We start from the raw sequence: 19,328 nt of genomic DNA, 5'->3' as shown, positions 1-19,328 counted from the left end.
TGCTGATTTTTTCGGGCAATGTGCGGTCCCAGGACCGTTCTTTCGCAAGAAAGCCGCAGAACATTGAAAAACAGTTGCCTGGCCGGATTGGCAACCTGAGGAGTAAGCACTAGAGTATGCGCGCGCAAAACGGGCTTGAGCCGTTCGCACATCGTTGTCGCGTTTATTACGAGGACACCGATGCCGGCGGCATCGTGTATTACGTCAATTACCTCAAGTTTATGGAACGGGCTCGAACCGAGCGGCTCCGGGAGCTGGGCTTTGCCCAGTCGGCGCTGGCAGGGGAGGACCTGTTGTTCGTCGTGCATTCCAGCGAAGCGCGTTACCACGCGCCGGCGCGACTGGACGACGAACTGCTGGTAAGCGCTGACGTAATTGAATTGAACCGGGTCAGCCTGCGCTTCAAGCAGCAGGTCAGGCGGGCTACGGATAATGTGCTGCTCTGCGAAGGGCAGTTTCTGGTGGCCTGTGTGCGCACTAACAGTTTGAAACCCCGGGCCATTCCCGAAGCTCTACGTGCGGCCTTTGCCGACGTGAGCGGCGCGGGTACACACTCAAAGCAGGAGATAAAGCGTGGAAGCTAACGTCGTCGACCATTCCTCCATGTGGAGCCTGGTCAGCAATGCCAGTATCGTGGTGCAACTGGTAATGCTGATCCTGGTAGCCGCATCGGTGACCTCATGGATCATGATCTTTCAGCGCAGCAACTTGCTGCGCGCCGGTCGACGTGCCCTGGAGAGCTTTGAAGAGCGCTTCTGGTCGGGTATCGACCTGTCCAAACTCTACCGTCAGGCCGGCAGCAACCCTGATCCGGATTCGGGTGTCGAGCAGATCTTCCGTGCCGGCTTCAAGGAGTTCTCCCGTCTGCGTCAGCAGTCAGGCGTTGACCCGGAAGCGGTCATGGAAGGTGTGGCCCGTGCCATGCGCGTGGCCATCTCCCGCGAGGAAGAAAAACTCGAGCAGAGCCTGCCGTTCCTCGCCACCGTCGGTTCCGTCAGCCCGTACATCGGTCTGTTCGGTACGGTCTGGGGCATCATGAACTCCTTCCGTGGTCTGGCAACTGCCCAGCAAGCGACCTTGGCCACTGTGGCCCCTGGTATTGCCGAAGCACTGATTGCTACCGCGATCGGTCTGTTCGCCGCCATCCCGGCCGTTATCGCGTACAACCGTTTTGCTGCTCGCAGCGAAACCTTGCTGGGCCGTTACTACACCTTCGCCGACGAATTCCAGGCGATCCTGCACCGCAAAGTGCACACCAGCGAAGAATAAGCAGGTAATTTCCAATGGCTTTAATCGCTCGAGCTCGCAAAAAGCGCAAGCCGGTTGCCGAGATGAACGTGGTGCCTTACATCGACGTGATGCTGGTACTGCTGGTCATCTTCATGGTGACCGCGCCGATGCTCAATCAGGGCGTGAAAGTTGATCTGCCCAAGGTTTCCAGCGAAGCCTTGCCGCAGGACAACAACACCCAGGTCCTGACCATTTCGATCAAGTCTGACAAGACCTACTACTGGAACCTTGGCAGCGAAGTCGACACCGAAAAGCAGCAGGACAAGGCCATGACCTTGCCGCAAATGACCGACGCCGTGACCAAGATCATTCGCGCCGGTACTGAAGGCGGCAAGCGTACCCAGGTATTCATCCGCGGCGACAAGACCGTCGATTACGGCTCCGTCATGGGCGCCATGGGCGGGTTGCAGAAAGCCGGGGTCGGTAATGTTGGCTTGATTACCGAGGCACCCTGATGCAGCAAATGCGAGAGCCGTCCGCCTCGGAAAGCTATTTCTGGCCTAGCGTCTGGGCGCTTGTCTTGCACGTGCTGGTTTTTGGCATGCTGTTCGTCAGTTTTGCCTTCACACCGGAACTGCCGCCGGCCAAGCCGATTGTCCAGGCGACCTTGTACCAGCTGAAATCGAAAAGTCAGGCGACCACCCAGACCAATCAGAAGATTGCGGGTGAGGCGAAAAAATCCGCCGCACGTCAGACCGAAGTCGAACAGATGGAACAGAAAAAGATCGAACAGGAAGCGATCAAGGCCGCGGAACAAAAGAAGGAAGATGCGGCTCAAAAAGCCGAAGAGTCCAAGAAGGCCGACGAGACGAAGAAAGCGGAAGAGGCAAAGAAGGCTGATGAAGCCAAGAAAGCCGACGAAGCGAAGAAGACCGCCGAAGCCAAAAAGGCCGAAGAGAAACAATTGGCTGATATAGCCAAGAAGAAGTCTGAAGAAGAAGCCAAGAAAGCTGCTGAAGAAGAGGCCAAGAAAGCGGCCGCTGAAGAAGCCAAGAAAAAGATCGTCGAAGACGCGAAGAAGAAAGCCGCGGAAGACGCCAAGAAGAAATCTGAAGCTGAAGAGGCGAAGAAGAAAGTCGCCGAAGATGCGAAGAAGAAAGCTGCTGCCGATGCTGCGAAGAAAAAATCGCAGGAAGCGGCACGTAAATCCGCCGAAGACAAAAAGGCTCAGGCCCTGGCAGATTTGCTTTCCGATACGCCGCAGCGTCAGCAGGCCTTGGCCGATGAGCAGGGTGACGAAGTCGCCGGCAGTTTCGATGATCTGATTCGTGCTCGTGCAGCGGAAGGCTGGGCTCGTCCACCTTCGGCGCGCAAAGGCATGACGGTCGTGTTGCAAATCGGCATGTTGCCGGATGGTACGGTGACTTCGGTTGGCGTGGCCAAGTCCAGCGGCGATGGTCCGTTTGACGCTTCCGCTGTAGCGGCGGTCAAGAACATTGGACGTTTGACAGAAATGCAGGGAATGAAACCGAGCGATTTCGCTCCCTATCGTTCATTCAAGATGACATTCACACCTGAGGATCTAGCCTTGTGAGAAACCTTCTTCGAGGAATGCTTGTCGTTATTTGCTGCCTGGCAGGGATAGCGGCAGCCGATGAAAAAAACATTCTGGTCACCAGCGGCAGTGATCGGGCCACCCCGATCGCAGTCGTTCCATTTGGTAACCAGGGCGGCAGCGTGCTGCCGGACGACATGGCTGAAATTATCGGTAACGACCTGCGCAACTCGGGTTACTACTCGCCGATTCCAAAACAGAACATGATCAGCCAGCCAAGCCAGGCCGGCGAAATTATCTTCCGTGACTTCAAGGCGCTGGGTGCCCAGTACGTCATGGTCGGCAGCATTGTTCCGGCGGGCGGTCGTCTGCAGGTTCAATACGCACTGTTCAACGTCGCCACCGAGCAGCAAGTGCTGACCGGCAGCGTGTCGGGCAGCGTCGATCAACTGCGCGACATGTCGCACTACATCTCCGACCAGTCGTTCGAAAAACTCACCGGTATCAAAGGTGCGTTCTCGACTCGCCTGCTGTACGTGACGGCCGAGCGGTTCTCCGAGAAGAACACTCGCTACACGCTGCAACGTTCGGACTATGACGGTGCCCGTGCCGTGACGCTGCTGCAATCGCGCGAGCCAATCCTGTCGCCGCGTTTTGCACCGGATGGCAAGCGCATTGCGTATGTGTCGTTCGAGCAGAAGCGTCCGCGCATTTTCATGCAGAACATCGACACCGGTCGCCGTGAGCAGATCACCAACTTCGAAGGCCTGAATGGTGCGCCAGCATGGTCGCCGGATGGTCAGCGCCTGGCGTTCGTACTGTCGAAAGACGGCAACCCGGACATTTATGTGATGAACCTGGGTTCGCGACAGATCAGTCGCGTCACCAACGGCCAAGGCATCAACACCGAACCGTTCTGGGGTAAAGATGGTTCGACCATCTACTTCACCTCCGACCGTGGCGGCAAGCCGCAGATCTACAAAACCAGCGCAGGCGGTGGTGGTGCGGAGCGTGTGACCTTTATTGGTAACTACAACGCCAACCCTAAATTGTCGGCTGACGAAAAGACCCTGGTGATGATTCATCGCCAAGAGGGTTTCACCAATTTCAAGGTGGCGGCCCAGGATTTGCAGCGCGGTAGTGTAAAGATCCTCACTGATAGCACTCTGGACGAGTCGCCTACTGTTGCGCCCAACGGCACCATGGTAATCTACGCCACCCGCCAGCAGGGCCGGGGAGTCTTGATGCTCGTGTCCATTAATGGACGCGTGAGGCTCCCGCTTCCTACCGCACAAGGCGAAGTCAGAGAACCGTCCTGGTCCCCTTACCTGAACTGACGCGGCGCTACACGTTGTACTTAACACACTGGGGTTCATTAGGAGTTTCACGATGGAAATGCTGAAGTTTGGTAAATTTGCTGCGCTGGCTCTGGCCATGGCTGTAGCTGTAGGTTGCTCGTCCAAAGGCGGCGACAATGCCGGTGAAGGCGCTGTCGATCCAAACGCTGGTTACGGCGCTAACACTGGTGCTGTTGATGGCTCCTTGAGCGAAGAAGCTGCTCTGCGCGCAATCACCACCTTCTACTTCGAATACGACAGCTCGGACCTGAAGCCAGAAGCCATGCGCGCTCTGGACGTTCACGCCAAAGACCTGAAAGCAAACGGCGCTCGCGTTGTTCTGGAAGGCAACACCGACGAACGTGGTACTCGTGAGTACAACATGGCACTGGGCGAGCGTCGTGCGAAAGCCGTTCAGCGCTACCTGGTACTGCAAGGTGTTTCCCCAGCTCAGCTGGAACTGGTTTCCTACGGCGAAGAGCGTCCAGTTGCTACCGGCAACGACGAGCAGTCCTGGGCTCAAAACCGTCGCGTCGAACTGCGTAAGTAATTCGTCATGCGAACGTGCCGTCGTGCTGTAACTGTTTTGGCTCTCAGCCTCGCACCGCTTGCGGTGTGGGCTGCGGTTCCTGTGGTCGAGGACAACTCCGGCTATAACAATAGCGGGAGTAGTTATCCGCCTGCGGGTTACGGTACGAACGGCGCCTATGCCGGGGGAGGGGTTTCGGCCCCTGTCTCGGCACAGGGCCAGCTGTTCAACCAACTGCAACAAATGCAGGATCAGATCTCGCGCCAACAGGGTGTGATCGAAGAACTGCAAAATGATGTAGCGCGCATGAAGCAAGAGAACCTGGAGCGATATCAGGATCTTGATCGGCGCATAGGAACCGGCGTTGCACCAGCCGCGACTCCTGATAATTCTTCCACCGGTGGCGATTTGAATGCCCCCGGTGCAGCAGCCGGCGCAGGGGCGGGAGCGGCCGCCGCTCAAGTCCCTGCCGCGGGTGGCGAACCGGCTGACCCGGCGAAGGAAAAACTGTACTACGATGCAGCCTTCGACCTGATCAAAGCCAAGGATTTCGACAAGGCCAGCCAGGCTTTCGCCGCATTCCTGCGCAAATACCCGAACAGCCAATACGCGGGCAACGCCCAGTACTGGTTGGGTGAAGTGAACCTGGCCAAAGGCGATCTGCAAGGTGCAGGTCAGGCTTTTGCCAAGGTTTCGCAGCTGTACCCCAAGCACGCCAAGGTGCCTGATTCGCTGTACAAGCTCGCTGATGTAGAACGCCGCCTCGGTCATACCGACAGGGTCAAAGGTATTCTGCAACAAGTTGTGTCCCAATATCCGGGCACTTCCGCCGCTCAGCTGGCGCAACGCGATTTGCAGCGCATGTAAGCCTGCTTGACCGTTTTGAAGAAACCCGCGCTTGTCGCGGGTTTTTTCGTTAGAATTCATGCCCTTTTTATGAAACACGCTTTTTGGGACTTGCGCGTTGGCGGGGTTCCCTAAAGTGCCTGACGGAGGCGGACAGCCTGTTTAGCTGTTACGCCCGTGGCGACTATGCAAGACACATTGAGAATTACCGAAGTTTTCTACTCGTTACAGGGTGAAACGCGGACTGCCGGGCTGCCCACTGTTTTTGTGCGCCTGACCGGTTGCCCATTGCGTTGCCAATACTGCGACAGCGCCTACGCGTTCACTGGCGGCACCATTCGTACCCTCGACGACATCCTCGAGCAAGTGGCCGGTTTTCGCCCGCGTTACGTCTGTGTCACGGGTGGCGAACCCCTGGCGCAACCGAATGCCATCCCATTGCTCAAGCAGTTGTGTGACGCCGGTTACGAAGTGTCGCTGGAAACCAGTGGCGCGCTGGACATCTCGGCAGTCGATCCACGGGTCAGTCGCGTCGTCGACCTGAAAACCCCTGGCTCGAAAGAGGCACACCGCAACCGCTACGAGAACATCGAACTGCTCACGCCTAACGATCAGGTGAAGTTTGTCATCTGCTCGCGGGAAGACTACGACTGGGCGGTGTCCAAGCTGATTCAGTACGGTCTTGACCTGCGTGCCGGCGAAGTCCTGTTCTCGCCGAGCCACCATGACCTGAACGCGCGTGATCTGGCGGACTGGGTGGTGGCGGACAATCTGCCTGTGCGTCTGCAATTGCAGCTGCATAAATATCTTTGGAATGACGAGCCGGGGCGCTGAAATGACTGAACAACTGAACACTGCTGAAAAACGTGCGGTCATCCTGCTGTCCGGCGGCCTTGACTCGGCGACGGTCGTGGCCATGGCTCGGGCCGAAGGCTATAGCTGCTACACCATGAGCTTCGACTACGGTCAGCGCCACCGTGCTGAACTGCATGCCGCCGAGCGTGTTGCCCGTGACCTGGGCGTAGTCGAGCACAAGGTGATCGGTCTGAACCTGAACGGCATTGGCGGCTCGGCCCTGACCGACAGTTCCATCGACGTGCCGGAAGCGCCGAGCGAGGGCATTCCGGTGACTTATGTGCCTGCGCGTAACACCGTGTTTCTGTCTCTGGCGCTGGGCTGGGCCGAAGTGTTGGGCGCGCGTGACATCTTTATCGGTGTAAACGCGGTGGATTACTCCGGCTACCCGGATTGCCGTCCCGAGTTCATTGAAGCTTTCGAGCGCATGGCCAACCTGGCGACCAAGGCTGGGGTAGAAGGGCAGGGCTTCCGTATCCAGGCGCCACTTCAGAACCTGAGCAAGGCGCAGATCGTTCAGGCAGGGGTGAAGCTCGGTGTCGATTACGGGCTGACCGTTTCCTGCTATCAGGCGGACGATAACGGCCGTGCCTGCGGTAAATGCGACAGCTGCCGTCTGCGTGCAGAAGGCTTCGCGGTGGCCGGCGTGACCGACCCAACACCTTATTTCTGATTTATTTCAAATTAGGTGTTGAATAACCTTTAAAAATCAGTATTATACGCGCCACCACACAGCGGGTCGTTAGCTCAGTTGGTAGAGCAGTTGGCTTTTAACCAATTGGTCGTAGGTTCGAATCCCACACGACCCACCATTTTTGTAGCAGTTTTAAAAGTCTGGAAGGCCCACGCAAGTGAGGATTTCCGGATTTTTTTTTGCCCGCGATTTGAGGTCGTCTCAATCCGGAATCGCACTGCGTGACGCAGGTCAGAATCATCTTTTGCATCCACGGGATATTCTGTAGCCTTGCGCAGCTTCAACGCTGTCCTTACCTGATGAATACTCACTCTCCCGGCGGTACCCCGAAGGGTCCGGAGCCGGGTGTATACTCGACTTTCGCGCGAAAGCGCCCGCAGGTCTTGCGATCATGACGCAAATTTCCGAACGCCTTCTGGTTCAAGCCCACCTCGATGCCAAGCAGCCCAAGCCGCTGACGGCCGAGGAAGAGGCTTATTACCGTGCTGCCATCGCTGCCGAGCTCAAGGCTCAGGACGCGGTGCTGGTTGCTCACTTCTATTGCGATCCGGTCATTCAGGCCTTGGCCGAAGAAACCGGTGGCTGCGTCTCCGACTCTCTGGAGATGGCCCGCTTCGGCAATGCCCATCCGGCCAAGACCGTGGTGGTCGCCGGTGTGAAATTCATGGGCGAAACCGCCAAGATTCTCAACCCTGAAAAACGCATACTGATGCCGACCCTGGAAGCGACCTGCTCGCTGGACCTGGGTTGCCCGGTGGACGAGTTCTCGGCGTTCTGCGATCAACATCCGGAACGTACGGTGGTGGTGTATGCCAACACCTCGGCGGCAGTCAAAGCCCGGGCGGATTGGGTGGTGACTTCCAGCTGCGCGGTGGAAATCGTCGAAAGCCTGATGGATAACGGCGAAACCATCATCTGGGCCCCGGACAAGCACCTGGGTACTTACATCCAGCGCAAGACTGGTGCCGACATGCTGCTGTGGGACGGTGCCTGCATCGTTCACGAAGAGTTCAAGGCCAAGCAGCTCGAAGACATGAAAGCGCTGTACCCGGATGCGGCCATTCTGGTGCACCCGGAGTCGCCGACTGCGGTGATCGAATTGGCCGACGCGGTGGGTTCCACCAGTCAGTTGATCGCTGCTGCGCAAAGCCTGCCAAACAAGACCCTGATCGTCGCCACTGACCGCGGCATCTTCTACAAGATGCAGCAGCTGTGCCCGGACAAGGTCTTCATCGAAGCGCCAACGGCCGGTAACGGCGCGACCTGCCGCAGTTGCGCGCATTGCCCATGGATGGCGATGAACACCCTTGAGCGCATGCTGAAGAGCTTGCGTGAAGGGACCAACGAGATCTTCGTTGATCCGGCGTTGATTCCGCAGGCGGTGCGGCCGTTGAAGCGGATGCTTGATTTCACGCAGGCAGCGCGGATGAAGTTGGCCGGTAACGCCTAATACTTACTGTGGCGAGAGCTGTTGTGGCGAGGGAGCTTGCTCCCGTTCGGTTGCGCAGCAGCCGCATTTGGGGGCGCTTCGCACCCCAGCGGGAGCAAGCTCCCTCGCCACAGTTATTTGGTCTTCTTTGGAATGCGTACGAGCTGGGTGTTGGAATAGATGTCGTGCCAGCTGCGCTTCTGTTTATCGAACAGCGACCAGAAGAACCCTAGCCCCAGGCATAGCCAGGACGCGATCGATACCACAAAGCGCAGCAGCGCCTGCCACAGGCTGATGGATGAGCCGTCGGCGTTTTGCACGCGGATGCCCCATACCTGCATGCCCAGGGTTTGGCCCGACCAGGTCCAGAACTTGGCGAAGAAGCCAAACAGCACAAACAGCAGCACTGTCGACAGCAGAGGATCACCGTCGAGCGCGCCGGCTTCGGTCAGGGCGCGCATTTTTTCTTCACCGATGACTGCCATCTGGATCATCTTGTAAATGCCGCTGGTGACGATCAGCAGGGCGGTGCACAACAGGAAGTCGTAGAACATCGCTGCCAGGTGACGACCCAGGCCGACGGCGGGAAAGTCGCCCTGTGGGTTGAGCAGGTGTTTCGACATGGCAGCCTCAGAGCAGAAAAAGAAGCCATTTTACGGATTTACGCGCACAAAAAAGCCCCTGATATCAGTATCAGGGGCTTTTTCGTTACAGAAGATCAGGCTTCTGCTTGTACTTCGTCAGCCTGCATGCCTTTCTGGCCTTGCACAGCAACGAAAGTCACTTTCTGGCCTTCTTTCAGGCTCTTGAAGCCGTTGCCCTGAATAGCGCGGAAATGTACGAACAGATCCGGACCGCTTTCTGGAGTGATAAAACCAAAACCTTTCTCGTCGTTAAACCACTTGACGGTACCGCTCTGACGTTGGGACATTTCTTATTTCCTTTGACGCAAAAATGAATGACAGTCTCCTTCTCGTGAAAGAGTACTGGGGCTGGTTGCAGGAGAGTAAGAAGACGTCGAACGGGATGTAGCTAACTTGTAGGCTACTGCCCAGGTCACGATTCCAAGCGACCCATGCAAACACAGTGAACAAACTCTACGCCAACTACGGGAGAAAATACAAGCCCTGAGAAGCCCCGGATTTCCTCAGCTTGATGGCAGTTAGAGGGGGCACTAGTGGCGGCTTATTCGACAGCGTTGTTCAATTGTTTTCGATTGTTATAAGTAACATTCATAAACGCGGCGTATGCACTGTTTTATGGCGGTTGCGTTACAGATTAGTGCACTGTTAACCCAACCGCGTTACTTATAGAAACAGTCAATCAACCCCGATAGTAGCGTTGTGGAACAAATGGTATTTTGCTTACAAGCAAAGGCACCTTTTTCCCACGAACAATGGCCCAAACCGGCGTATCCAGAGCGATATAAGCGCTGTCGAGGTAACCCATGGCCAGCGGACCGCCGAGGGTCGGCCCGAAACCGCCGCTGCACACGCTGCCGATAATTTCGCCGGCTTCGTTGACGATCTCTGCACCTTCGCGCACGGGAGTACGTTCCTGCGGCAGCAGGCCAACGCGCTTGCGGCTGACACCGGCCTGCTGTTGGGCGAACACGGTTTCAGCGCCAGGGAAGCCCCCGGCCCGCGCGCCATCGGCACGACGAGGCTTGGAGATGGCCCACAGCAGGCTGGCTTCGATTGGTGTGGTTTCGGTGTTCATGTCGTGGCCGTAGAGGCACAGGCCGGCTTCCAGGCGCAGGGAGTCGCGAGCGCCGAGGCCGATGGCTGCTACTTCGGGTTCGGCCAGCAGGGCACGAGCCAGGGCTTCGGCATTGGCGGCCGGTACGGAGATTTCGAAACCGTCTTCACCGGTGTAGCCCGAACGGCTGACAAAGCAGTCCACGCCTAACAGCTTTACGCGGGCGAACTGCATGAAGGTCATCTTCGCAACTTCCGGCGCCAAGCGTGCGAGCACGGTGACGGCGGCCGGACCTTGCAACGCCAGCAGTGCGCGCTCTTCGAACAGTGGCTCGATCGTGCATTGGTCGCTGATGTGCTGGCGCAAGTGAGCCAGGTCCTGATCCTTGCAGGCGGCGTTGACCACCAGGAACAGCTCGTCATTACCCAGGTTGGCGACCATCAGGTCGTCGAGGATGCCGCCGGTCTGGTTGGTGAACATCGCGTAGCGCTGCATGCCCACCGGCAGGTCGATGATGTCCACCGGCACCAGAGTTTCCAGGGCTTTGACCGCGTTGGCGCCGGTCAGGCGGATCTGGCCCATGTGCGATACATCGAACAACCCGGCCTGATCACGGGTGTGCTGGTGTTCTTTCATCACGCCCAGCGGGTATTGCACCGGCATGTCGTAGCCGGCGAATGGCACCATGCGGGCGCCGAGTTCGAGGTGCAGCGCGTGCAACGGGGTTTTCAACAGTTGTTCGGTGGACATATCCAGCTCCTGAAAATAGTACAGATGCGTGCATCAGCACTCGATAATGTTGACCGCCAAACCGCCACGGGCGGTTTCCTTGTATTTGCTTTTCATGTCGGCGCCGGTCTGGCGCATGGTGCGGATGACCTTGTCCAGGGAGACGAAGTGCTGACCGTCGCCACGCAGGGCCATGCGCACCGCATTGATGGCCTTGACCGAACCCATGGCGTTGCGCTCGATGCAAGGCACCTGCACCAGCCCGCCAATCGGGTCGCAGGTCAGGCCGAGGTTGTGTTCCATGCCGATTTCGGCCGCGTTTTCCACCTGCTGTACCGTGCCGCCGAGCACTTCGCACAAGGCGCCGGCCGCCATGGAACAGGCGACGCCGACCTCGCCCTGACAGCCGACTTCGGCGCCGGAGATCGAAGCGTTTTCCTTGTACAGAATGCCGATCGCCGCCGCGGTGAGCAGAAAGCGCACTACGCCGTCTTCGTTGGCGCCAGGGATGAAGCGCATGTAGTAATGCAGCACCGCCGGAATGATTCCGGCGGCACCATTGGTGGGCGCGGTGACCACGCGTCCGCCGTTGGCGTTTTCTTCATTGACCGCCAGGGCGTACAGGTTGACCCAGTCCAGCACCGACAACGGATCGCGCAACGACGATTCCGGGTTGTTGCACAGTTGCCGATGCAGCGCCGCAGCCCGACGTTTGACCTTCAGTCCGCCGGGCAGGATGCCTTCGTTGCGGCAACCGGCGGTGACGCAGTCTTGCATCACTTGCCAGATTTTCAGCAAACCGGCACGGGTTTCTGCTTCCGGGCGCCAGGCGCTTTCATTGGTCAGCATCACCTGACTGATCGACAGGCCGTAGGTGGTGCAATGACCGAGCAGGTCCTTGGCGCTTTTGAACGGGAAGGTCAGCGGCGTGGCGTCTTCAACGATGCGGTCGGCGCCGGCGGCGTCTTCATCGACCACGAAGCCACCGCCGACCGAGTAGTACTCGCGGCTGCGGATTTGCAGACCCGCCGCGTCGAATGCGCGAAAGATCATGCCGTTGGGGTGATAGGCCAACGGCTTGCGGATCATCGCCAGGTGTTCTTTCTCGTTGAACGCAATGCTGTGTTCGCCGAGCAGGTTCAGGCGACCGTTGCCGCGAATCTCTTGCAGGCGGGCGGCGACGGATTCGGTGTCTACGGTGTCCGGGTGTTCGCCTTCCAGGCCCAGCAACACAGCCTTGTCGCTGCCGTGGCCTTTGCCGGTGGCGCCGAGCGAGCCGTAGAGCTCGACTTTGACGCAGGTGGTTACCGGCAACAATCCTTCACGGCGCAAACCTTCGGCGAAGCGCGCAGCGGCACGCATCGGGCCGACGGTGTGGGAGCTGGAGGGGCCGATGCCAATCTTGAACAGGTCGAACACGCTTAACGACATGGTTGTTCTCCGGTTTCTTGTTATAGGCGCAACGCGAAACTGTAGGAGCGAGGCTTGCCCGCGAAGCTTTTTGCGGTCTTGATGGCCTCTTCGCGGGCAAGCCTCGCTCCTACAGGGGATGCGGGTGTTCTTGAAAAGGGGGGCGAGCGAACCCGCCCCCTATAGATCAAGCGTAGCTTTCGATCGACGGGCAGGCACAGACCAGGTTGCGATCGCCGAAGACGTTGTCGACGCGACCGACCGGTGGCCAGTACTTGCCTTCGATCAGCGACGCTACCGGGTAAACGGCTTGCTCGCGGCTGTACGGGTGAGTCCACTCACCGACGATTTCCGCGGCGGTGTGCGGCGCGTTTTTCAGCGGGTTGTCGTCCTTGTCCAGCGTGCCGTTTTCCACCGCGCGGATTTCTTCGCGGATGCGGATCATGGCGTCGCAGAAGCGGTCCAGTTCTTCCCTGGATTCGCTTTCGGTCGGCTCGATCATCAACGTGCCGGCCACCGGGAACGACATGGTCGGAGCATGGAAACCGAAATCGATCAGGCGTTTGGCGACGTCATCGACGCTGATGCCGCTGCTGTCTTTCAATGGGCGCAGGTCGAGGATGCACTCGTGTGCCACCAAACCGTTGCTGCCGGTGTACAGCACTGGATAGTGCTCTTCGAGGCGACGGGAAATGTAGTTGGCATTCAGGATCGCCAGTTGCGAAGCACGCTTGAGACCCGCGCCACCCATCATTCGAATGTACATCCAGGTGATCGGCAGAATGCTCGCGCTGCCGAACGGTGCTGCGCAGACTGCGCCTTCCTTGCGTTCCATCTGGGCGTGGCCCGGCAGGAACGGCGTCAGGTGGGACTTGACGCCAATCGGGCCGACGCCCGGGCCGCCACCGCCGTGTGGGATGCAGAAGGTTTTGTGCAGGTTCAGGTGAGACACGTCGCCGCCGAACTTGCCCGGTGCGCAGAGGCCGACCATGGCGTTCATGTTGGCGCCATCGATGTACACCTGGCCGCCGTTGTCATGAATGATGCCGCAGATTTCGCGGATGCCTTCTTCGAACACGCCGTGGGTCGACGGGTAGGTGATCATCAATGCCGCGAGATGCTCGCGGTGCTCGATGGCCTTGGCGCGCAGGTCTTCGATGTCGACGTTGCCGCGGGCATCGCACGCAGTCACCACCACGCGCATGCCGGCCATGTTGGCGGTAGCCGGGTTGGTGCCGTGGGCGGACGAGGGGATCAGGCAGATGTTGCGACGGTCTTCGCCACGGCTCTGGTGGTAGGCGCGAATCGCCAGCAGGCCAGCGTATTCACCCTGGGAACCGGCGTTAGGTTGCAGGGAAATCGAGTCGTAACCGGTCGCGGCGCAGAGCATCGCTTCCAGTTCATCGGTCAGCTGCTGATAGCCGGCGCTTTGCTCGGCCGGAGCGAAGGGGTGCAGGGCACCGAATTCAGCCCAGGTCACCGGGATCATTTCGCTGGCGGCGTTGAGCTTCATGGTGCAGGAACCCAGCGGGATCATGGTGCGATCCAGGGCCAGGTCCTTGTCGGCGAGCTTGCGCAGGTAGCGCATCAGCTCGGTTTCGGAGTGATAACGGTTGAACACCGGGTGGCTGAGGATCGGCGATTGGCGAGTCAGCGTGGCCGGGATGCGGCTGTCGACCGAGGCGGCGAGGGCGGCGAAGTCTGGCAATGCCTTGCCGTCGGCCAGCACGCTCCACAGGGCTTCAACGTCAGCCTGGCTGGTGGTTTCGTCCAGGGACAGACCCAGACGCTCGCCATCCACCACACGCAGGTTGATGCGCTGGGCGCGGGCCTTGTCATGCAGGGTGGCGGTTTGCGCGCCGGTTTTAACCGTCAGGGTGTCGAAGAAGGTTTCTTGCTCGACGTTCAGGCCGAATGCGTTCAAGCCTTTGGCGAGAATCGCAGTCAGGTGATGAATGCGATTGGCGATCTGCGTCAGGCCTTTCGGGCCGTGGTACACGGCGTACATGCTGGCGATGTTGGCCAGCAGCACTTGGGCGGTGCAGATGTTGCTGGTGGCTTTCTCGCGGCGGATATGTTGCTCGCGGGTCTGCATGGCCAGGCGCAGGGCCGGCTTGCCGAAACGGTCCACGGAAACACCGACCAGACGGCCCGGCATGTCGCGCTTGAACGCATCGCGGGTGGAGAAGTAGGCCGCGTGCGGGCCACCGAAGCCCAGCGGCACGCCGAAGCGTTGAGCACTGCCGATGGCTACGTCGGCGCCGAATTCGCCCGGCGGGGTCAGCACGGTCAGAGCCAGCAGGTCAGCCGCGACCGCGACCAGCGCATTGGCAGCGTGGAACCGCTCGGTCAGTGCGCGGTAGTCGAACACGTCACCGTTGCTGGCCGGGTATTGCAGCAAAGCACCGAAGAACGCACTGACGTCGGTCAGTTCGCGCTCATCGCCCACCACCACGTCGATGCCCAAAGGCTCGGCACGGGTGCGCAGCACGTCGAGGGTTTGCGGGTGGCAGTGGCTAGAGGCGAAGAAGGCGTGGCTGCCTTTGTTCTTGCTCAGGCGTTTGCAGAAGGTCATGGCTTCGGCAGCGGCGGTGGCTTCGTCGAGCAGGGAGGCGTTGGCGATCGGCAGGCCGGTCAGGTCACTGATCAGGGTCTGGAAGTTCAACAGCGCTTCGAGACGGCCCTGGGAGATTTCTGGCTGGTACGGGGTGTAAGCGGTGTACCAGGCCGGGTTTTCCAGCAGGTTGCGCAGGATCGGCGACGGTGTGTGGCAGTTGTAGTAGCCCTGGCCGATGTAGGTCTTGAACAGTTGGTTCTTGGCGGCGATGGCTTTGATCGAAGCCAGTGCATCGGCCTCGCTCAGGCCGTCTTCCAGGCCCAGAACGCTGGTGCCTTTGATGCTGTCGGGAATGACGCTGGCGCTCAGGGCTTCCAGGGAGTCGAAACCGAGGCTGTTGAGCATGGCTTGCTCGTCGCCCGAACGCGGGCCGATGTGGCGCGCGATGAATTCGTTGGCAGTGCTGAGATTAATAGTCATGACCGCTCCTCAGGCTTCAGCGTTGGCTTTGATCAGACGGTCGTAAGCGTCTTGATCCAGCAGTTGGCCGACAGCCGAGGCGTCGGTTGGCTGGAAGCGGAAGAACCAGCCTTCGCCCAGCGGATCTTCGTTGACCAGTTCAGGGCTGCTGTCGAGCGCCGGGTTCACTTCCAGCACTTCACCGTCCAGTGGCATGTACACGCCGCTGGCGGCTTTTACCGATTCCACGGTGGCGGCTTCAGCGCCTTTTTCGTAGGACTGCAGCTCAGGCAGTTGTACGAAAACCACGTCGCCCAGTGCGTTCTGCGCGAAAGCGGTGATGCCGACTGTGACGGTGCCGTCAGCTTCGGTGCGCAGCCATTCGTGATCTTCAGTAAAACGCAACTCGCTCATGGAAACTCCTAAGGGGCCAGACTCGTCTGGTGGACGCGATTGAATGCTCGGGCAGTGCCCTGATTTATGATGGGTTACTTAGCAAAATCGCGGCCAATGTTATTTATTCTTTATAAATCAATTAGTTATTGGTTTTTGCGGAAGACTGGAATGAACGAGCTGTAGCGAAATCGCTACAGCGCAGACGGGAGAAAAAAGCTGAGGTGGATCAAAGCCTTGCACAGCGGTGATCAGGAGAAGGTGTAGCGATATCATTCCACTGTAGCGCTTTCAGTACAGGTGGAGGTCGTTTTTGAGGAGATTTTCAGACCGCGCATAAACCTGTGGGAGCGAGCCTGCTCGCGAAGAGGGTGTATCAGTCGACATCCATAGTGAATGTCAGTCCGCCTTCGCGAGCAGGCTCGCTCCCACAGTGGTTTTGTGTCGGTAACGAGATCGTATTTCCAGCATTACGGCTTGTTGGGAATCCCGTACTTACGCAACCGATGGGCAATCGCGGTGTGGGAGGTTTGCAGGCGGCTGGCCAGTTGGCGGGTCGAGGGGTAGCTGACGTAGAGCTTTTCCAGCAAGGTTTTCTCGAAATCTTCCATGGCCTGTTCGAGGCTGTCGACCTCGCTGTCGCTCTGGCGCGCCACGGAGGTGCCGGCGATGTCGAGGTCGCCGATGTCCACCAGGCTGCTTTCGCAAATCGCTGCGGCGCGGAAAATCACGTTCTGTAATTGCCGCACGTTGCCCGGCCAGCGGTTGCCCAGCAGCGCCGGGTAGGTGCCGGGGGCCAGGCGACAGACCGGGCGCTGGATCTGCGCGCAGGCTTGCTGCATGAAGTAGCGCGCCAGCAGCAGAATGTCCTGGCCGCGCTCGCGCAGGGGCGGGACTTCCACATTCAGGACGTTGAGGCGATAGAACAGGTCTTCACGGAAGGTGCCTTCGCTGACCATTTTTTCCAGATCGCGGTGGGTCGCGCTGAGGATCCGCACGTTGACCTTTACTTCGCGATCGCCACCGACCCGACGGAAGCTGCCGTCGTTGAGAAAACGCAGCAATTTCGCCTGCAAATACGGCGACATTTCGCCGATCTCGTCGAGAAACACCGTGCCCTGGTTGGCCAGTTCCATCAGCCCCGGTTTGCCGCCCCGTTGCGCGCCAGTGAAGGCGCCGGGGGCATAGCCGAACAGTTCGCTTTCGGCGAGGTTTTCCGGCAGTGCCGCGCAGTTCAAGGCCAGGAACGGCGAACTGTGGCGGGCGCTGATGGCGTGGCAGGCGCGAGCCACCAGTTCTTTGCCGGTGCCGGTTTCACCCTGGATCAGCAACGGTGCATCCAGGGCCGCAACTCGCTGGGCGCGTGCCTTGAGCGTACGGATCGCCGGGGATTCGCCGAGCAGGGCATCGAAGCCTTCGGCGTGATCGTGGTGCAGCGCCGAGAGGCGTTCGCCGATGCGGTTCGGTTGATACAGGGTCAGCAGGGCGCCGGCGTCGGTGATCGGCGTGGCGTCCAGCAGCAGGGTTTGACCGTTGACGGTGATCTCCCGCAGCGGCAAACGGAAGCCGTTTTCCAGCAACGCGTCGAGCAGCGCCGGGTCGGCAAACAGCTCGCTGATGCTTTCACCCGCCGGTTCGCGGCCATACAGGGCAATCAGTGCCGGGTTGGCCAGCAGCACCTTGCCGGCGCTGTCGAGGGCCAACACCGGGTCGGTCATGGCGGCGAGCAGCGCATCGAGTTGCAAGTGACGGCGCTGGCCGGGAAGGATGTCGACCACCGTCACCGCTTGCACCCCGCGCACGCTGAACAGCGCATCGCGAAGCTCTTCGAGCACTGCCGGGCTCAAGGTCGGGGCGTCGATGTAGACGTTGGGAGGCACCATCTCCACCGCATCCAGATTGAGATTGCGCCCACCAAGCAAGGCCAGGACTTCCTGGGTGATACCGACACGGTCGATGAAACTGACGTGGATGCGCATGGGGCGGTTGGGTTCTGGAGAGCGGAGGGTGGCAAGTATGCCTTGGGGCGGGCCAATGGTGAAATCCAGCGCAGGACTTTACGGGCTACACCGAACCAATGTGTGGGCTTGCTCGCGAAGGCGGCGTGTCAGTCGACATCAATGTGGCCTGTTAGGCCGCTTTCGCGAGCAAGCCCGCTCCCACAGGTTCGGCTTTTACAGAAGAATTGGGTTATTCGAGGTGTTCGGGTTTGACCGGGTCGCCGGATTTGACGTCGAGTTGCGCTCGCACGTCTTCAAACATTTCGTCGTAATACTTGTGCATGGCGCCGATGCTGGCCGTCTTGGGCAGGCCGTACTTTTGCGCGATGCGCGTGGCGTGGCGGGCAAAGTCGAAGGCCTGGTCCTTGGGCAGATAAAACTCTTCATTCAGGTCCTTGCCCTCGACCGAGCCATGCAGCTTGAAGAGCATGCCTTGGCCTTCCTTGGGATCCTGGGCGATTTCGTATTCGATGTGCAGGTTGTAGCTGAAGTCATCCTTGTTCAGCGCATGGCGCTCCATGTGCAAGTGTCCGGGTTCGAACGTGGCCATTGGCATCTCTCCTTCAAAAGGCATTGAATCAGGGCAGAACCTCACGGCTGCCCCCGGAGTTTCTTTCTATCGGTAGGTAATACCAGGCGTCGCCGTACTGATACGGGTGCCGGCCTTACCCTGGACGATCGCTTCGATGTCCGAGAGCGAACCGATCACCGCGACTTTGCCAGTATGGCGGGCAAACTCGCAGGCCGCCTGGACCTTTGGTCCCATGGAGCCAGCAGCGAAGCCGAGTTTTGCCATTTCATCCGGGTGGGCCTGGGCGATGGCTTTCCGGGTGGGTTGGCCGAAGTCGATGAACGCCGCGCTGACGTCGGTGGCGATCACCAATAGATCGCTATCAAGCTGTTCGGCCAGCAACGCCGAGCACAGGTCTTTGTCGATCACCGCTTCCACGCCTTGCAGTTTGCCGCTGGCGCCGTACATCGTCGGAATGCCGCCACCGCCGGCACAAATCACGATGCTGCCTTTTTCCAGCAACCACTTGATCGGGCGGATTTCGAAGATGCGTTTCGGTCTCGGACTGGCCACCACGCGGCGGAACTTATCGCCGTCCGGAGCGATGGCCCAGCCTTTCTCGGCAGCGAGTTTTTCCGCTTCGGCCTTGGTATAGACCGGGCCGATGGGTTTGCTGGGGTTCTGGAACGCCGGGTCGTTGGGGTCGACTTCGACCTGGGTCAGCAGAGTGGCGAACGGGACTTCGAAGTCCAGCAGGTTGCCCAGTTCCTGTTCGATGATGTAGCCGATCATGCCTTCGGTTTCGGCACCGAGCACGTCCAGCGGGTAAGGGGAAACCTGGGTGTAGGCCGCCGCTTGCAGCGACAGCAGGCCAACCTGCGGACCATTGCCGTGGGCGATCACCAGTTGGTTGCCGGGATAGACCTTGGCGATCTGTTCGGTAGCGATCCGGATGTTGGCGCGCTGGTTGTCCGCGGTCATGGGTTCACCCCGGCGGAGCAGGGCGTTACCGCCCAGAGCAACGACGATACGCATAGTGCAGTCCTTCTAAATAGAGGGCGAGCAACTCGATCTCTCTGTGGGAACCGGGTTGGTG

19 protein-coding genes and 1 tRNA gene are annotated in these 19,328 nt (G+C 59.3%); 11 read left to right on the top strand and 9 right to left on the bottom strand.

Annotation, left to right across the window (positions count from 1 at the left end):
- The first annotated feature begins 116 nt into the window (after nucleotides 1–116).
- The 11 genes from ybgC to nadA all read left to right on the top strand — a co-directional run bounded on the left by ybgC (nucleotide 117) and on the right by nadA (nucleotide 8,496).
- Nucleotides 117–584 carry a tol-pal system-associated acyl-CoA thioesterase gene (gene ybgC / locus ACA044_RS23740; protein ID WP_497443535.1) on the top strand — a complete coding sequence of 156 codons (468 nt, stop codon included), beginning with the start codon at nucleotides 117–119 and terminating at the stop codon, nucleotides 582–584.
- A complete protein-coding gene (gene tolQ / locus ACA044_RS23735; RefSeq protein ID WP_007897030.1) occupies nucleotides 574–1,269 on the top strand; it encodes a protein TolQ in 696 nt (231 codons plus the stop codon). Before ybgC ends, tolQ begins: the two co-directional genes overlap by 11 nt.
- Nucleotides 1,270–1,292: 23 nt before the next feature.
- On the top strand, nucleotides 1,293–1,745 hold the full coding sequence (tolR, locus tag ACA044_RS23730; RefSeq protein ID WP_162556275.1) for a protein TolR: 453 nt from the start codon (nucleotides 1,293–1,295) through the stop codon (nucleotides 1,743–1,745).
- Complete coding sequence (tolA, locus tag ACA044_RS23725; RefSeq protein WP_111451445.1) at nucleotides 1,745–2,824, top strand: cell envelope integrity protein TolA; 1,080 nt, start codon at nucleotides 1,745–1,747, stop codon at nucleotides 2,822–2,824. Before tolR ends, tolA begins: the two co-directional genes overlap by 1 nt.
- Complete coding sequence (gene tolB / locus ACA044_RS23720; RefSeq protein ID WP_497443534.1) at nucleotides 2,821–4,122, top strand: Tol-Pal system beta propeller repeat protein TolB; 1,302 nt, start codon at nucleotides 2,821–2,823, stop codon at nucleotides 4,120–4,122. Before tolA ends, tolB begins: the two co-directional genes overlap by 4 nt.
- A 52-nt stretch (nucleotides 4,123–4,174) precedes the next feature.
- Complete coding sequence (pal, locus tag ACA044_RS23715; protein WP_003178634.1) at nucleotides 4,175–4,672, top strand: peptidoglycan-associated lipoprotein Pal; 498 nt, start codon at nucleotides 4,175–4,177, stop codon at nucleotides 4,670–4,672.
- A gap of 6 nt (nucleotides 4,673–4,678) precedes the next feature.
- Complete coding sequence (gene ybgF, locus ACA044_RS23710) at nucleotides 4,679–5,518, top strand: tol-pal system protein YbgF (protein WP_497443533.1); 840 nt, start codon at nucleotides 4,679–4,681, stop codon at nucleotides 5,516–5,518.
- Nucleotides 5,519–5,683: 165 nt separating this feature from the next.
- Nucleotides 5,684–6,331 (top strand): 7-carboxy-7-deazaguanine synthase QueE, encoded by a 648-nt coding sequence (gene queE / locus ACA044_RS23705; protein ID WP_095054352.1) that lies wholly within the window; start codon nucleotides 5,684–5,686, stop codon nucleotides 6,329–6,331.
- A 1-nt stretch (nucleotide 6,332) separates the two neighbouring features.
- On the top strand, nucleotides 6,333–7,025 hold the full coding sequence (queC, locus tag ACA044_RS23700) for a 7-cyano-7-deazaguanine synthase QueC (RefSeq protein ID WP_497443532.1): 693 nt from the start codon (nucleotides 6,333–6,335) through the stop codon (nucleotides 7,023–7,025).
- 63 nt (nucleotides 7,026–7,088) lie between these two features.
- A tRNA-Lys gene (locus ACA044_RS23695) sits at nucleotides 7,089–7,164 on the top strand.
- A 273-nt stretch (nucleotides 7,165–7,437) separates the two neighbouring features.
- On the top strand, nucleotides 7,438–8,496 hold the full coding sequence (gene nadA / locus ACA044_RS23690) for a quinolinate synthase NadA (protein WP_497443531.1): 1,059 nt from the start codon (nucleotides 7,438–7,440) through the stop codon (nucleotides 8,494–8,496).
- A gap of 113 nt (nucleotides 8,497–8,609) precedes the next feature.
- Here nadA and ACA044_RS23685 read toward each other — a convergent pair whose 3' ends face one another.
- From ACA044_RS23685 to arcC, 9 genes are all read right to left on the bottom strand, one after another.
- Nucleotides 8,610–9,098, bottom strand: a complete 489-nt coding sequence (locus tag ACA044_RS23685; protein ID WP_497443530.1) for an RDD family protein — start codon at nucleotides 9,096–9,098, stop codon at nucleotides 8,610–8,612.
- Nucleotides 9,099–9,193: 95 nt separating this feature from the next.
- On the bottom strand, nucleotides 9,194–9,406 hold the full coding sequence (locus tag ACA044_RS23680; RefSeq protein ID WP_003175786.1) for a cold-shock protein: 213 nt from the start codon (nucleotides 9,404–9,406) through the stop codon (nucleotides 9,194–9,196).
- A gap of 392 nt (nucleotides 9,407–9,798) precedes the next feature.
- On the bottom strand, nucleotides 9,799–10,923 hold the full coding sequence (gcvT, locus tag ACA044_RS23675; protein ID WP_497443529.1) for a glycine cleavage system aminomethyltransferase GcvT: 1,125 nt from the start codon (nucleotides 10,921–10,923) through the stop codon (nucleotides 9,799–9,801).
- A gap of 33 nt (nucleotides 10,924–10,956) precedes the next feature.
- Nucleotides 10,957–12,333, bottom strand: a complete 1,377-nt coding sequence (locus ACA044_RS23670; protein ID WP_497443528.1) for an L-serine ammonia-lyase — start codon at nucleotides 12,331–12,333, stop codon at nucleotides 10,957–10,959.
- 166 nt (nucleotides 12,334–12,499) lie between these two features.
- The gene (gcvP, locus tag ACA044_RS23665; RefSeq protein WP_497443527.1) at nucleotides 12,500–15,349 is read right to left on the bottom strand and encodes an aminomethyl-transferring glycine dehydrogenase; all 2,850 of its coding nucleotides are present in this window, start codon (nucleotides 15,347–15,349) and stop codon (nucleotides 12,500–12,502) included.
- A gap of 9 nt (nucleotides 15,350–15,358) precedes the next feature.
- The gene (gcvH, locus tag ACA044_RS23660) at nucleotides 15,359–15,742 is read right to left on the bottom strand and encodes a glycine cleavage system protein GcvH (RefSeq protein ID WP_497443526.1); all 384 of its coding nucleotides are present in this window, start codon (nucleotides 15,740–15,742) and stop codon (nucleotides 15,359–15,361) included.
- Between the two features lie 449 nt (nucleotides 15,743–16,191).
- Entirely contained in the window at nucleotides 16,192–17,700 is a 1,509-nt protein-coding gene (gene gcsR / locus ACA044_RS23655; RefSeq protein WP_497443525.1) for a transcriptional regulator GcsR, read from the bottom strand.
- A 211-nt stretch (nucleotides 17,701–17,911) separates the two neighbouring features.
- The gene (locus ACA044_RS23650) at nucleotides 17,912–18,271 is read right to left on the bottom strand and encodes a DUF5064 family protein (protein WP_497443524.1); all 360 of its coding nucleotides are present in this window, start codon (nucleotides 18,269–18,271) and stop codon (nucleotides 17,912–17,914) included.
- 66 nt (nucleotides 18,272–18,337) lie between these two features.
- Nucleotides 18,338–19,267: a carbamate kinase gene (arcC, locus tag ACA044_RS23645; protein WP_497443523.1), complete on the bottom strand. Its 930-nt coding sequence runs from the start codon at nucleotides 19,265–19,267 to the stop codon at nucleotides 18,338–18,340.
- Nucleotides 19,268–19,328: the final 61 nt, after the last annotated feature.

The organism is Pseudomonas sp. LBUM1673, from assembly GCF_059695645.1.
Note: the sequence above shows the minus strand (reverse complement) of the source record. Positions and strands in the feature narration are given on the sequence as shown.

Bases quoted from the DNA above. Each gene is read 5' to 3' on its own strand.
- ACA044_RS23685 (WP_497443530.1), bottom strand. From the start codon at position 9,098: ATGTCGAAACACCTGCTCAACCCACAGGGCGACTTTCCCGCCGTCGGC.
- ACA044_RS23680 (WP_003175786.1), bottom strand. From the start codon at position 9,406: ATGTCCCAACGTCAGAGCGGTACCGTCAAGTGGTTTAACGACGAGAAA.
- ACA044_RS23650 (WP_497443524.1), bottom strand. From the start codon at position 18,271: ATGGCCACGTTCGAACCCGGACACTTGCACATGGAGCGCCATGCGCTG.
- ybgF (WP_497443533.1), top strand. From the start codon at position 4,679: ATGCGAACGTGCCGTCGTGCTGTAACTGTTTTGGCTCTCAGCCTCGCA.
- queC (WP_497443532.1), top strand. From the start codon at position 6,333: ATGACTGAACAACTGAACACTGCTGAAAAACGTGCGGTCATCCTGCTG.
- gcvP (WP_497443527.1), bottom strand. From the start codon at position 15,349: ATGACTATTAATCTCAGCACTGCCAACGAATTCATCGCGCGCCACATC.
- gcvH (WP_497443526.1), bottom strand. From the start codon at position 15,742: ATGAGCGAGTTGCGTTTTACTGAAGATCACGAATGGCTGCGCACCGAA.
- nadA (WP_497443531.1), top strand. From the start codon at position 7,438: ATGACGCAAATTTCCGAACGCCTTCTGGTTCAAGCCCACCTCGATGCC.
- arcC (WP_497443523.1), bottom strand. From the start codon at position 19,267: ATGCGTATCGTCGTTGCTCTGGGCGGTAACGCCCTGCTCCGCCGGGGT.
- ACA044_RS23670 (WP_497443528.1), bottom strand. From the start codon at position 12,333: ATGTCGTTAAGCGTGTTCGACCTGTTCAAGATTGGCATCGGCCCCTCC.
- pal (WP_003178634.1), top strand. From the start codon at position 4,175: ATGGAAATGCTGAAGTTTGGTAAATTTGCTGCGCTGGCTCTGGCCATG.
- ybgC (WP_497443535.1), top strand. From the start codon at position 117: ATGCGCGCGCAAAACGGGCTTGAGCCGTTCGCACATCGTTGTCGCGTT.
- gcvT (WP_497443529.1), bottom strand. From the start codon at position 10,923: ATGTCCACCGAACAACTGTTGAAAACCCCGTTGCACGCGCTGCACCTC.
- queE (WP_095054352.1), top strand. From the start codon at position 5,684: ATGCAAGACACATTGAGAATTACCGAAGTTTTCTACTCGTTACAGGGT.
- gcsR (WP_497443525.1), bottom strand. From the start codon at position 17,700: ATGCGCATCCACGTCAGTTTCATCGACCGTGTCGGTATCACCCAGGAA.
- tolA (WP_111451445.1), top strand. From the start codon at position 1,745: ATGCAGCAAATGCGAGAGCCGTCCGCCTCGGAAAGCTATTTCTGGCCT.